This window comes from Achromobacter deleyi (assembly GCF_016127315.1).
Lineage (GTDB): Bacteria > Pseudomonadota > Gammaproteobacteria > Burkholderiales > Burkholderiaceae_B > Achromobacter > Achromobacter insuavis_A.
On the sequence record NZ_CP065997.1, the window covers coordinates 4,726,888 to 4,740,446 of the forward strand.

The 13,559-nt window shown below is 69.8% G+C and carries 12 protein-coding genes; 7 read left to right on the plus strand and 5 right to left on the minus strand.

Translation table 11 applies throughout. The features are described 5' to 3' along the window. The first annotated feature begins 1 nt into the window (after nt 1). The 6 genes from I6I07_RS21475 to I6I07_RS21500 are packed head-to-tail and all read left to right on the plus strand — an operon-like array spanning nt 2 to nt 6,877. On the plus strand, nt 2–538 hold the full coding sequence (locus I6I07_RS21475) for a chemotaxis protein CheW (RefSeq protein WP_198483634.1): 537 nt from the start codon (nt 2–4) through the stop codon (nt 536–538). Continuing rightward, complete coding sequence (locus I6I07_RS21480) at nt 535–1,899, plus strand: CheR family methyltransferase (RefSeq protein WP_198483635.1); 1,365 nt, start codon at nt 535–537, stop codon at nt 1,897–1,899. The genes I6I07_RS21475 and I6I07_RS21480 overlap by 4 nt, the downstream gene beginning before the upstream one ends. Then, complete coding sequence (locus tag I6I07_RS21485) at nt 1,892–2,557, plus strand: chemotaxis protein CheW (protein ID WP_006395483.1); 666 nt, start codon at nt 1,892–1,894, stop codon at nt 2,555–2,557. Before I6I07_RS21480 ends, I6I07_RS21485 begins: the two co-directional genes overlap by 8 nt. Further along, entirely contained in the window at nt 2,554–4,815 is a 2,262-nt protein-coding gene (locus I6I07_RS21490; protein ID WP_198483636.1) for a hybrid sensor histidine kinase/response regulator, read from the plus strand. Before I6I07_RS21485 ends, I6I07_RS21490 begins: the two co-directional genes overlap by 4 nt. Then, nucleotides 4,812–5,828, plus strand: coding sequence for a chemotaxis response regulator protein-glutamate methylesterase (locus I6I07_RS21495; protein ID WP_198483637.1), 1,017 nt, complete (start codon nt 4,812–4,814; stop codon nt 5,826–5,828). The genes I6I07_RS21490 and I6I07_RS21495 overlap by 4 nt, the downstream gene beginning before the upstream one ends. Nucleotides 5,829–5,863: 35 nt before the next feature. Continuing rightward, nucleotides 5,864–6,877, plus strand: coding sequence for a response regulator (locus tag I6I07_RS21500; RefSeq protein ID WP_198483638.1), 1,014 nt, complete (start codon nt 5,864–5,866; stop codon nt 6,875–6,877). A gap of 85 nt (nt 6,878–6,962) precedes the next feature. Here I6I07_RS21500 and I6I07_RS21505 read toward each other — a convergent pair whose 3' ends face one another. The 5 genes from I6I07_RS21505 to I6I07_RS21525 form a co-directional block, all read right to left on the minus strand. Beyond that, nucleotides 6,963–8,618 carry an ABC transporter permease gene (locus I6I07_RS21505; RefSeq protein ID WP_006395478.1) on the minus strand — a complete coding sequence of 552 codons (1,656 nt, stop codon included), beginning with the start codon at nt 8,616–8,618 and terminating at the stop codon, nt 6,963–6,965. A 41-nt stretch (nt 8,619–8,659) separates the two neighbouring features. Then, a complete protein-coding gene (locus I6I07_RS21510) occupies nt 8,660–9,589 on the minus strand; it encodes an ABC transporter substrate-binding protein (protein WP_198483639.1) in 930 nt (309 codons plus the stop codon). A 43-nt stretch (nt 9,590–9,632) separates the two neighbouring features. After that, nucleotides 9,633–10,346: an ABC transporter ATP-binding protein gene (locus tag I6I07_RS21515; protein WP_198483640.1), complete on the minus strand. Its 714-nt coding sequence runs from the start codon at nt 10,344–10,346 to the stop codon at nt 9,633–9,635. Beyond that, nucleotides 10,343–11,461 (minus strand): porin, encoded by a 1,119-nt coding sequence (locus I6I07_RS21520; RefSeq protein ID WP_198483641.1) that lies wholly within the window; start codon nt 11,459–11,461, stop codon nt 10,343–10,345. Before I6I07_RS21520 ends, I6I07_RS21515 begins: the two co-directional genes overlap by 4 nt. Before the next feature lie 107 nt (nt 11,462–11,568). Beyond that, nucleotides 11,569–11,997: an Lrp/AsnC family transcriptional regulator gene (locus I6I07_RS21525; protein ID WP_054415582.1), complete on the minus strand. Its 429-nt coding sequence runs from the start codon at nt 11,995–11,997 to the stop codon at nt 11,569–11,571. A 228-nt stretch (nt 11,998–12,225) separates the two neighbouring features. Between I6I07_RS21525 and I6I07_RS21530 the strand changes: the two genes are divergently transcribed. Next, nucleotides 12,226–13,512, plus strand: a complete 1,287-nt coding sequence (locus I6I07_RS21530; protein WP_006395473.1) for a cystathionine gamma-synthase family protein — start codon at nt 12,226–12,228, stop codon at nt 13,510–13,512. Nucleotides 13,513–13,559 lie beyond the last annotated feature (47 nt).

The window sequence follows — 13,559 nt, forward strand, 5'->3', positions numbered from 1 at the left end:
CATGCCCGACCAGGCCCCGATCCCATCCGCGGCCGCCGGCGCCACCGCCCGGCGCCGGCTGTACCTGCTGTTCCGCATCGCCGCGGATCGCTATGCGCTGGACGCCGCCGACGTGATCGAGGTGCTGGGCATGCGCACGTTCAAGCAGGTGCCGGGCACGCCGTCCTGGGTCGCGGGCATGTTCGATTGCCGCGGCACGGCCGTGCCGGCCATCGACCTGAGCGCGCTGGCTGGGGCCGGCGCCGCGACGCTGGTGACCAGCACACGGCTGGCGCTGGTGCGCTACCGGCCCGCGGGCGCGCATGACGAACGCCTGCTGGGACTGATCCTGGAGCAGGCCACCGAGACCACGCACTATGATCCGGCGGCATTCCAGCCGGCCGGCCTGGAGACGCCGCAGGCGCGCTACCTGGGGCCGGTGCTGAGCGATGCCCGCGGCATGGTGCAGGCGGTCAAGGTGGCCGATCTGTTGCCCGAAGCGGTGCGGACGCTGCTGTTTCCGGTGGCGGCGACGCCAGAAGAAGGAGCCCGGGCATGATAAGGGTGGCTGACTTCAGCGCGGTGCTCAAGCGCAAGATGGGGCTGGACAGCGGCTCCATCGGCAGCGCCGCGATCGAGCGCGCGGTGCGCCATCGCATGCAGGCGGTGGACAGCGACGACGAGCAGGAATACCTGGCGCGCCTGCAGGCCTCGCCGGCCGAGATGCAGCAGCTGATCGAGGCGGTGATCGTGCCGGAGACCTGGTTCTTCCGCTATCCGGAGTCGCAGGCGGCGATGGCGACGCTGGCGCGCGAGCGCCTGTTCGCGCCGGGCGCCGAGGCGCGCGTGCTGCGGGTGCTGAGCGTGCCCTGTTCCAGTGGCGAGGAACCGTATTCCATCGCCATGGCGCTGCTCGACGCGGGGGTGCCGCCGGCGCGCTTCCAGATCGACGCGGTGGACATCAGCGAACGCATGGTCGAGTTCGCCCGCCGCGCCTGTTATGGCCGCAATTCGTTCCGCGGCGACAACCTGTCGTATCGCGACCGCCACTTCACCGAGACCGCCGATGGCCATCAGCTGGCCGACGCCGTGATGGCGCGGGTGCGTTTCCTGGCGGGCAACCTGTTCGATGCGCATCTGCTGCCGAACGTGCTGCCCTACGATTTCGTGTTCTGCCGCAATCTGCTGATCTATTTCGACGCCGCCACGCAGGAGCGGGCGGTGGCGCTGCTCAAGGGTTTCGCGCGCCGCGACGGCGTGCTGTTCGTGGGGCCGGCCGAGACCAGCCTGATGACCGGGCGGCGCCTGCCGGCGCTGCCGCTGGCGCGCGCCTTCGCCTTCCGCGCCGAGGCGGCGAAGCCGGCGGAGCCCGCGGCGGCGGCCTGGATGCCGCCGGCGCCGCGGCCGCTGGCGGGTCAGGTGCCGGTCCATGCGTCGGCCCATGCATCCGCCCGCGCGTCGACGTCCGTGCCGACGCAAATGCCGGCCCGGATGCAGAGCCAGATGTCGACCCCGCCGCAGGCAGCCGGCGCGCGCGCCGCCGTGCCGTTGCCACCCGCGTCGCGCCCATCGCCCGCCGGCATGCCGGCCGCGTCCGCTGGCGCCGATATCGAGGCCGCCTTGCGCGCCATCGCCGTGCTGGCCGACCAGGGACGGGTGCAGGAAGCCATGGCCCAGTGCCGCGTCCACCTTGCCCAGCATGGCGCCAGCGCCGAAGCGCTGTACCTGCTGGGCCTGCTGCAGGACGCGGGCGGCGACACGCGTCAGGCCCAGGCCGCCTACCGCAAGGCGCTGTACCTGGATCCGACCCACCGCGAGGCGCTGCTGCACCTGGCCGCGCTGGTCGAATCCGAGGGCGACGCGGAAGGCGCCCGCCGCCTGCAGGCGCGCGCCGCGCGCCAGGAGGCCCGCCGTGAGTGATTTCCTGGCCAGCCTGGCGGAAGTGGACGATTGCTGGAACCGCATCGGCAGCCGCGGCGACAAGCGCTGCGAGCGCCTGCCCGAGTACGTGCACTGCCGCAATTGCCCGGTGTATGCCGGCGCCGCCAAGCGCATTCTCGACCGCCTGCCGCCGCAGATCGACACCCCGGTCGACGGCGCGGCGCGCAAGGTCCAGGCGCGGCTGTCGTCGCTGCTGGTGTTCCGCCTGCAGGGCGAATGGCTCGGCCTGCCGACCAAGGCGCTGGACGAAGTGGCCGGCACCCGCGCCATCCTGTCGCTGCCGCACCGGCGCGATCCGGCGGTGCTGGGCGTGACCAACGTGCGCGGCACGCTGACGGTGTGCGTGTCGCTGGGGCGCCTGCTGGGCCTGGACGGCGCGGCGGTCGACAACGGCCGCGAACGGCCGGCCACGGCGCGCATGCTGATTTTCGGCGGCGCGGGACGCGCGGTGGTGCTGCCGGTCGATGAAGTGGAAGGCATCCACAGCGTGGACCTGGACGCGCTCGAGGCGCTGCCGGCCACGGTGGAAGGCGCCAGCCTGAAGTATTCGCGCGGGGTGATCCGCTGCGGCGCCCGCAGTGTCGGGGTGCTGGACGAGACCCTGTTGATGCAAGCCTTGGAACGGAGCCTGGCGTGAACCCGGACCAGATGCGCGACGCCTCGCTGCTGGAGCTGTTCCAGCTGGAAACCCGCAATCAGGTGCAGGTGCTGAACAACGGCCTGCTGGCGCTGGAGCACGATCCGACCTCGGCCGCGCAGCTCGAGGCCTGCATGCGCGCGGCCCACTCGCTCAAGGGTGCGGCCCGCATCGTCGACCTGCATCCGGCGGTGCGCATCGCGCACGCCATGGAAGACTGCCTGGTGGCGGCGCAGGAAGGGCGCCTGCGACTACAGGCCGCCGACATCGACGCGCTGCTGCAGGGCACGGACCTGCTGCAGCGGGTGGCCACGCCCGGCGCCGACCTGGGCGACGCCATCGACGAGCTGGTGGCGCTCCTGTCCAATGCACCCAATGCGCCGCCGGCCGCGCCGGTGGTCGAGCGCGCGCCCAAGCCCTCGGATTTCCTGCCGCCGATCCACCAGCCCGACGATCCGCCGCCGGCGCCGCCGCCCGGACGCCGCAGTTCCGACCAGACGCTGGGCGAGGGCGAGCGGGTGCTGCGGGTTACGGCCGATACGCTCAACAGGCTGCTTGGCCTGTCCAGCGAGACGCTGGTCGAATCGCACTGGATCGCGCCGTTCAGCGCCTCGATGCTGCGCCTGCGGCGCCTGCAATCGGGCGCCGGCCAGGCCCTGGACAGCCTGCGCGCGGCGCTGGCAGGCGTGCAGGTGGACGCGCGTGGCCAGGCGGCGCTGGACGACGCGCAGCGCATCGTCGAGGCCTGCCAGCAGGAGCTGATCCAGCGCGCCGGCGAGGTCGACGAGTTCGGCTGGCGCATGGGCCACCTGGCGCAGCGCCTGTACGACACCGCGCTGGCCTGCCGCATGCGGCCGTTCGGCGACGGCCTGGGCGGCATGGCGCGCATGGTGCGCGACCTGGGCCGCTCGCTCGGTAAGCAGGTGCGGCTGGAGATCGAGGGCGATTCGACCCAGGTCGACCGCGACATCCTCGACAAGCTGGACGCGCCGCTGATGCACCTGTTGCGCAATGCGGTGGATCACGGCATCGAGATGCCGATGGACCGGCTCGACGCCGGCAAGCCCGCCGAAGGCCGCATCCGGCTGTCGGCGCGCCATGCCGCCGGCATGCTGCTGATCGAATTGAGCGATGACGGCGGCGGCATTTCGCTGGACCGGCTGCGGGTCGAGGTGGTGCAGCGCAAGCTGACCAACGCCGAGACCGCGGCCCGCCTGAGCGAGGCCGAACTGCTGGAATTCCTGTTCCTGTCCGGCTTCAGCACGCGCGGCGAGGTCACCGAGATCTCGGGCCGCGGCGTCGGGCTGGACGTGGTGCAGACCATGGTGCGGCAGCTGCGCGGCGCGGTGCGCATCCACCAGCAGACCGGGCAGGGCACGCGCTTCGTGCTGGAGATGCCGCTGTCGCTGTCGGTGGTGCGCAGCCTGCTGGTCGAGGTGCAGGGCGATATCTACGCGTTTCCGCTGGCCTACGTCAGCCACGCGCTGCAGGTGCGGGCGCAGGACATCGAGCAGCTCGAAGGGCACCAGCATTTCCGCTTCATGGATCGCCAGATCGGCCTGGTGTCGGCGCGCCAGCTCCTGCGCGCCGGCGAGCCGGCGCCGGCCGCCGAGACGCTGTCGGTGGTGGTGGTCGGCGACCATGACCGGCTCTACGGCATCGCCGTGGACCGCTACGTGGGCGAGCGCACGCTGGTGGTGCAGCCGCTCGATCCGCGCCTGGGCAAGGTGCAGGACGTGATGGCCGGCTCGCTGATGGACGATGGCACGCCGCTCTTGATCCTGGACGTCGAGGACATGCTGCTGTCGGTGCAGAAGCTGGTCGAGGGCGGCCGACTGGCGCGGGTGGACGGCGGCGGTCCGGTGGCGCAGGCGCGCCGCCGCAAGCGCGTGCTGGTGGTGGACGATTCGCTGACGGTGCGCGAACTGGAACGCAAGCTGCTGCTGAACCGCGGTTTCGAGGTGGCGGTGGCGGTGGACGGCATGGACGGCTGGAACATGCTGCGCAACGAGGCCTTTGATTTGGTGGTGACCGATGTCGACATGCCGCGCATGGACGGCATCGAGCTGGTGTCGCGCATCAAGGCAGACCCCAAGTTGCAAAGCCTGCCGGTGATGGTAGTGTCTTACAAGGATCGCGAGGAAGACCGGCGGCGCGGGCTGGATGCCGGCGCCGACTATTATCTGGCCAAGGGCAGTTTCCACGACGACGCCTTGCTGGACGCCGTGGAAGACCTGATCGGAAAGGCGCGGACGTGAGAATCGGAATCGTCAACGATCTTCAGATGGCGGTGGAAACCCTCAGGCGCGTCATTGCGCTGGAACCGGGGCTGGAAGTGGCGTGGGTCGCTGCCAACGGCCAGGAGGCCGTCGAGCAATGCGCCCTGGACCGGCCCGACGTGGTGCTGATGGACCTCATCATGCCCGTCATGGACGGCGTCGAGGCCACCCGCCGCATCATGGCGGAATCGCCCTGCGCCATCGTGGTGGTCACGGTCGACGTGGCGCGTCATACCGCGCGGGTGTTCGACGCCATGGGCTACGGCGCGCTGGACGCGGCGGACACGCCGGTGGTTGGCAGCGCCGACCTGCGCACCGCGGCGGCGCCGCTGCTGCGCAAGATCCGCAATATCGGCTGGCTGATCGGCCGCTACGGCACCAATCGCACCGCGCTCAGCCCGGTGCCCCGCACCGCGGCCCAGGCCGACCCGTCGCAGGGCCTGCTGGTGATCGGCGCCTCGGCCGGCGGCCCGTCCACGCTGGCGCAGCTGCTGCGCGACATTCCGCTGGATTTTCCCGCCGGCATCGTGCTGGTGCAGCACGTGGACGCTTCGTTCGCGGCCGGCATGGCCGACTGGCTCAATGACCAGATCACGCTGCCGGTGCGGCTGGTGCGCGAAGGCGAACGGCCGCTGCCGGGGCAGGTGCTGCTGGCCGGCACCGACGACCATCTGCACCTGCTGGCCGATGGTACGCTGCGTTACACCGAGAATCCGAAAGAAAGCCTGTACCGGCCCTCTATTGATGTATTTTTTCATAGCGTCGCGCAGCACTGGCGCGGCCTGGCCGTCGGCGTGCTGCTGACGGGCATGGGGCAGGACGGGGCCCGCGGCCTGAAGGCGCTGCGCGAGCGCGGCTGCCTGACCATCGCCCAGGACCAGGCCACCAGCGCCGTCTATGGCATGCCCAAGGCGGCCGCCGCGATGCAGGCCGCCGTTGAAATCCGCCCATTGGACAAGATCGCACCCCGCCTGATCCAGGCTTTCGCCTGAGCGGGCGGACCAAGCAGAAATCAAGGAAAGACACTATGCACCCTCCCTTTGACAGCCCGGCCTCGGCCGACCTGAACTCGCATGCGGCCATGGTGCTGCTGGTCGACGATCAGGTCATGGTCGGCGAGGCCATCCGCCGGGCCCTGGCCACGGAGGGCAATATCGACTTCCACTACTGCTCGGACCCGTACAAGGCGTTGACCGTGGCGATCCAGACGCGGCCCACGGTGATCCTGCAGGACCTGGTGCTGCCGGGCGTGGACGGCCTGAGCCTGGTGCAGGAATACCGCAGCCATCCGGTCACGCGCGACATCCCCATCATCGTGCTCTCGACCAAGGAAGACCCCGCCATCAAGAGCGCGGCCTTCGCCGCCGGCGCCAACGATTACCTGGTGAAGCTGCCCGACTCGATCGAGCTGGTGGCGCGCATCCGCTATCACTCGCGTTCGTACCTGGCGCTGGTGCAGCGCGACGAGGCCTACCAGGCCCTGCGCCAGAGCCAGCAGCAGCTGCTGGAAAGCAATATGGAGCTGCGCCGCCTGACCAACTCCGACGGCCTGACGGGGCTGGGCAACCGCCGCTATTTCGACGAATACCTCAATGCCGAATGGCTGCGCGCGCGCCGCGACGGCCGCGAGATCAGCATGCTGATGATCGACGTGGACCATTTCAAGTCGTACAACGACACCTACGGCCACATCGCCGGCGACGAGGCGCTCAAGCGCGTCGCCAACACCATCTTCGCCAGCTGCGACCGGTCCACCGACCTGGCCGCGCGCTTCGGCGGCGAGGAGTTCGCGCTGGTGCTGCCGGGCACGCCGTCGGGCAGCGCCCGGCTGGCCGCCGAGAAGCTGCGCCGCGCCGTCGAGGCCATGCAGATTCCGCAGAAGGACACCAACGGCGGCCCCTGGCTGACCGTCAGCATCGGCACCGCCACCGCCGTGCCGGTCGCCGACCAGCCGTGCACCGACCTGATCCAGGTGGCCGATCGCGGCCTCTACCAGGCCAAGAACCAGGGCCGCAACCGCGTGGTGCAAGGCCAGATGTAGAACGCCGCGCGGGCGCCGTGGGTTCGAACCCGCGGCGCCCGCGCGGCGAACCGTCCGCCGGCCGGGGGACGGTGTCGCCAGGCCGCTAGGCCGACCGGCCGCGCCGGATCGACGTGGCCGCCAGCATCAGCGTCAGGCTGACGCCCACCGCCACCGCGGCCATGGCCATGCCTTCGCCCACCGATCCCTGCTCGAATTGCCGCCAGACGAACACCGACACCGTCTGCACGCCGGCGGGCGCCAGCAGCAGCGACGTCACCAGCTCGCGCGAGGCGACGGCGAACACCATCAGCATCGCAGCCGCCAGGCCGGGCAGCACCAGCGGCAGCACGATGCGGCGCAGGGCCGCGGCGGCGCTGGCGCCATGCACTCGCGCCGCCGCTTCCAGGTTGGCGCCGATCTGCGCCAGCGCGGCGCTGACGTAGCGCACCGGGTAGGGCAGCAGCAGGCAGGTGTACGACAGCAGCAGGATGCCCCAGGTGCCATACGGCGAGGCCGGCCAGAACGGCTGGTTCCAGGCCAGGATCAGGCCGACCCCCACCACCACGCCGGGCAGCGCCGCGGGCAGCAGCGCCAGCGCGTCGATGACGGCCGCGCCCGGCACGTGGCGCCCGGCCACGCACCAGGCCGCCAGCAAGCCCACCGCGCCCGCCGCCAGCGCGGTGCCGGTGGCCAGCAGCAGGCTGGTCGACAGCGCCTGCCAGGCTTCGCCGCCGGCCTGGAACAGGGCCGCGAAGTTGGCCAGGGTCAGGTTGTCCAGCGACAGGCCGGCCGAGACGTGGCGCGTCAGGGCCGCGGCCAGCATCGACGCCAGCGGCGCCGCCACCGCCACCAGCGCGACCGCCGCGAACAGGCCGAGCACCGGCCAGCGCCAGGCGCCCAGCCGGCCGCGCGCCAGCGGCGCGGGCTTGCCGGTGGTGGTCTCGAAGCCGCGTCCGGCGACCAGCGCGCGCTGCACGGCGTAGGCCGTCAGCGCCAGGGCCACCAGCACCATCGACAGCAAGGCGGCGCCCGGCAGGTCGATGGGCCAGTCGGCCAGGCGCCGTTCGATGGCGGTGGTCATGACGCTGACGCCGGCCTGCGAGCCCAGCGCGGCGGGCACGCCGTATTCCTCGATCGCCAGCGTGAAGGCCAGCAGCAGGCTGGCGGCAATGGCCGGCAAGGCCAGTGGCAAGGTCACGCGCAGGAACGCGCGCCAGGGGCCGGCGCCGAACACGCGCGCCACCTCGGCCAGCCGCGCGCCGGTGGCGGCCATGCTGCGCGAGACGGCGAAGTACACCACCGGGAAGATCGCCAGCCCCATTGCCAGCGTCACGCCGGCCGGCGAGAACAGCAGCGGCCCGAGGTTGAAGCCGGCCAGCTGCTCCAGGTAGCCGCGCGGCTGCAGCGCCATGGTCCACGACAGCGCGGCGATGTAGGGCGGCAGCAGGAACGGCACCAGGAACAGCAGGTCCCACAGCCGCGCCAGCGGCACCTGGAACAGGCCGCGCAGCGCGCCCAGCGGGATGCCGATGAGCGCGCTGACGGCTGCCACGCCCAGGCCCAGCTTGAGCGTGCCGCCGACCAGCGTCAGCGCGGCCGGGGTGGCCAGGGTGGCGGCCCAGGCGCCGAAAGGATCGCGCAGCGACCCTTCGGCCAGGTGGGGAAAGACGGCCTGCAGCGCGACGAAGGCCATCGGCAGGGCGACGAGCACGCCCAGGGCGGCCACGGTGATGGCCGCCAGGATGAAAACGCTTTTCATGGTCGGGGAGGGGATGCCGGGCGCGCCGGCATCCCGGCCTGTCAGTGTTGGCCGAACAGGCGCGCGAACCGCGCCAGCACCTCGGCGCGCGAGGCGCCGGGCGCGGTCTCGGGCAACAGGGCCAGGTCCTTGAACAGCGGCCGCTTGCCGGCCACGTCCTGGCGCGCCGGCATCAGCCAGGCGTCGGCGACGGCGCGCTGGCCATCCTCGGACAGCACGTAGTCGATGAACTGGCGGGCCTGGTCGGGCGCCTTGGTGGTCTTCAGGATCATCATCGGGCGCGGCGCGATGGCGGTGCCGCTGGACGGGAAGATCACCTTGATCGATTCGCCTTTCTCGACGCTGGCGTACGACACGTAGTCGACCGCGCCGAACACGGCCGCCTTGGCGCCTTGCAGCACCGGCGTCAGCGCCTGGGCGTTGGGGCCGGCGATGGTCATGCCGTTGTCGCGCAGCGTCTCGAACAGCTTCCAGGCCGATTCGCCCTGGGCGCTTTGCAGGCCCAGCAGCAGGTCGAGCGAGGCGCCGGACAGGGCCGGGTCGGGGGTGGTGACCTTCTGCTTGAATTGCGGGCCGGTCAGGTCGGACCAGTCGCGCGGTTCGGGCGTGCCGCTGCGCGAATTCCAGACGATGCCCAGCGCCGAGATGCCCTGCGCCACGTAGGTCGGGGTCTTGAAGCGGGCCGGCACCTGGGCCGCGTTGGGGCTTTCATAGGCCAGCAGCCAGCCGCGCTGGTCCAGGTCCTGCGCGGTGTCCCACGAGGCCGAGATCAGCACGTCGGCGCGCGGGTTGGCCGACTCGGCCTCGAGCCGGGCCATGACCTTGCCGGTGGTGGCCTGGAACACGTCGACCTTGATCCCGGTCTTTTCCTGGAAGCCCGCGGCCAATTGCTTGATCAGGCCGCCGGGGCCCGCGGTGTAAACGGTCAGCGCCTTGGCCTGGCCCGAGGCCAATCCGAACGAAAGCGTCATAAAGAACGTGGCAAGTAGTTTTGAAATGGGTACGTTGGGCATTTTAGGCAGAGTCCTGGGGTTTGGACATCACGAGGTCGGCGATGCGGCCGTGGGCCATGCGGGCGATCGTGTGCGCCAGGGCATGGGCTTCCTCGTGGTCGTGGGTGACATAGACGGCGGTGGTGCCGAGCCGGCGCAGCAGCGCGCCGATCTCGACGCAGAGCGATTCGCGCAGGGCCCGGTCCAGGTTGGACAGCGGCTCGTCGAACAGCAGCACGCGCGGCCGCGCCACGATGGCGCGGGCCAGCGCGACGCGCTGCTGCTGGCCGCCCGACAGTTCCGAGGGGCGGCGCGCGGCGTGCTCGCCCAGGCCGACCAGGGCCAGGGCTTCCTGCACCCGGGCCGGCCGCTCGCGCCGGGCGACGCCGCGCATTTCCAGCGGAAAGCCGACGTTGGCGGCCACGCTCATGTGCGGCCACAGCGCGTAGTCCTGGAACACCATGCCGAGGCTGCGGCGTTCCGGCGGCTCGTGGCGCCGCGCGTCGCAGACGACGGCATCGCCGAAGGCGATGCTGCCGGCCTGCGGCCGCAGCAGGCCGGCCAGCGACTTGAGCAGGGTGCTCTTGCCGCAGCCCGACGGGCCCAGCAGCGCCAGGACGGTGCCCGCGGGCACGTCCAGGTCGACGCCGTCCAGCACGGTGTGGCCGTTGAAGGCGTGCCGCAGGCCGCGCACGGCGATCGCCGTGCCGCCCGCGGAGGAGTCAATCGCGTTCAAAACCGGTGCCGCAGGCCGATGTTCAGGCCGAACTGGTTCTTGCCCGGCTCGACGTTGGCGCCGTACTTGCCGCCGATCACGCTCTGCGCCGACTTGTCATCGTTCACCGCATAGGCCGCGACGGCGTAGACGGTGGTGCGCTTGGACAGGTCATATTCGTTGCCCAGGACGAACATGGTGGACTTCTGGCCGGTGCCGGCGGCTTGTGCAGCCGGGCAGACGGCGTTGTTCATGTCGTCGCAGACCGAGTCGTTCAGGTGGTACACGGCGAACGACAGGCGGTTGTTCGACACCGGCAGGTAGGTCACGCCCAGCCAGGTCAGGTTGTTCTTGTAGTTGCGCTGCGTCAGCTTCTGCTCGAGCCAGCGGTAGCCGGCGTAGACCTTGACGCCCTCGAAGTCGTACGACAGGCCCGCCACGATGCGGTCTTCGCGGTTGTCGCTGTTGGCGCCCTTGGCCGGCTTGTCGGCGTTCTTGGAGTGATAGAGCACGCCGGCGTCCAGGCCGCCCGACTGGTAGCGCACGCCGCCGCCGATCATGCGGCCCAGCGTCTTGTCGTCGAACGACTGCTCGTTGTTCCAGCCGAAGCTGTAGTAGCCGCCGACGGACACGGGGCCGAACTTGCCGACGTACATCACCGCGTTGTCGGTGCGATCCGAGAAGGCCGCGTCGGGGCGCTTGATCGAGAAGTTGGCGTTGTCGAACGGGTTGTACTTGCTCATCCAGTCGATCATGAGCGTGTTGTGGCGGCCCAGCGTCAGGCGCCCCAGGCTCTTGCTCGACAGGCCGACGTAGGCCTGGCGGCCGAACAGGCGGCTGCCCTGCATGGTCTGGCCGTTGTCGGAGTCGAAGCCGTTTTCCAGCACGAACACGGTCGACAGGCCGTCGCCCAGGTCTTCGGTGCCGCGCAGGCCCCAGCGCGAGCCGCTCAGGTTGCCCGTGCTCATGCCCGTCTTGCTGTTGCCGCCGGGACCGTTGTTGATGTACTGCAGACCGGTGTCGATCAGGCCGTAGAGCTGGACCGAACTGGAAGGGGTTGTCGCCGCGAGGGCGGGGGAGAAGCTGAAGACGGACAGGCAGGCGCCAGCCGCCGCGATGCGGAGAGTCGATTTCATAACAGGAAGTCCTCTTTGGGATTCAATCGGAATCGACACTCTAGGTACGGGTCGCTACAGCTTCGTGACACTCCTTGCGATTGTGGTTTTTCGGTTGGCGGCGCGGATCACAGGTGCAGCTTGGTCGACGACTTCACTTCGTGCATCGACAGCGTGCTGAGCAGTTCCTTGACGCCCGGCAGCGTGCGCAGCCGGTTGCGCACGAATTCGGAATAGGCGTCGAAGTCGCGCGCCACGATGTGCAGCAGGTAGTCGTGCTGGCCGGTGGTGTTGTGGCAGGCCAGCACCTCGGGCATGGCGGCCACGGCGGCCTCGAACGCATGGCAGGTCTTCTCTGTGTGGTTTTCCAGCGAGATGCTGACGAACGCCACCACTCCCATGCCGAGCGCGCGGCGGTCGAGGATGGCCTGGTAGCCGCGGATGACGCCCGAGCTTTCCAGGCGCTTGAGGCGCTTCCAGCAGGGCGAGGCCGACAGCGAGACGCGCTCGGCCAGTTCGGCGTTGGAAAGCCGGCCATCTTCTTGAAGGATTTTCATGATTTTCCAATCGATCGCGTCAAGTTGATGTAACAAGGCAGTCTCTTTCATGGTTTCAAGGCTGTAGGAAATAATATTTCCCATTATCCAATTCCTGGAACAGAAATGGAAAGAATATTGTGGCGGGTCAAGCCCATACTCGCTGCATCGCCTGGCCGGCGGCGCTATCGTGTCCGAACCCGTGATACCGCCGTCCGGTAGGCCGCAATTCCCCTTGAGAGGCACACCATGAGTTATTCCAGCTATCACAAGAAAGACATCTCCGGCCGTCCCCTGCATGCCGAAACCCAGATGATGTCGTACGGTTTCGACCCGTTCCTGTCCGAAGGCGCGGTCAAGCCGCCGGTGTTCCTCACGTCCACCTTCGCTTTCCGCTCGGCCGAGGACGGCGCCGAGTTCTTCGACCTGGTGTCGGGCCGCAAGCCGCTGCCGCAGGGCGAGTCGGCCGGGCTGGTGTACAGCCGCTTCAATCATCCCAACCTGGAAATCGTCGAGGACCGCCTGTCGCTGCTGGACGGCTCGGAGGACGCCGCGGTGACCTCCAGCGGCATGTCGGCGATCAGCGCGGTGTTCCTGGCGTTCCTGCGGCCCGGCGACCAGCTGGTGCAGTCGGTGCCGCTGTACGGTGGCACCGAGACCCTGATCGCCAAGATCTTCCCGGAATGGGGCATCGGCTCGCATCCGATCCACGACGGCCTGTCGGCGCAGAGCATGCGCGACGCGTTGGAAGCGGCCGCGGCCAAGGGGCCCGTGAAGCTGTTCTACGTGGAAACGCCGGCCAATCCGACCAACGCGCTGATCGACTTCCAGGCGGTGACGGCCGAGCTGGACGCGTTCGCCGCGCGCCACGGCTACCGCCCGATCTCGGTGTGCGACAACACGCTGCTGGGCCCCATCTTCCAGAAGCCGGCCGAGCATGGCGTGGACCTGTGCGTGTATTCGCTGACCAAGTACGTGGGCGGCCACAGCGACCTGGTGGCCGGCGCCGTCACCGGCACCAAGGACCTGATCAAGAAGGTGCGGGCCATCCGCAGCGCCTTCGGTTCGCAGCTCGATCCGCATTCGTGCTGGATGATCACGCGCTCGATGGAAACCGTGGTGCTGCGCATGAAGCAGGCGGCGCGCAGCGCCACCCGGGTGGCGCAATGGCTGGCCGGCAACCCGCACGAGAAGGTGCGCATCTACCACCCCGAGATCATCGCCGATGAGGCCTACCAGGCGGTCTACAAGCGCCAGTGCAGCGGGCCGGGCTCGACCTTCGCGTTCGTGCTGGACGGCGGCCGCGCCAAGGCGTTCCGCTTCATCAACGCGCTGCGCCTGTTCAAGTCGGCGGTGAGCCTGGGCGGCACCGAATCGCTGGTGTGCCATCCGGCCTCGACCACGCATTCGGGCGTGCCGGCGGCCGAGCGCGACGCGGCTGGGGTGTCGGAAGGGCTGATCCGCATTTCCATCGGCCTGGAGCACGAGGAAGACCTGATCGCTGACATGGACCAGGCCATGCGCAGCCTGGCATGAGGCGGCGTTGACGCCGGCTTGAGTCGGGTTTGGGGTGGATCTGGGAC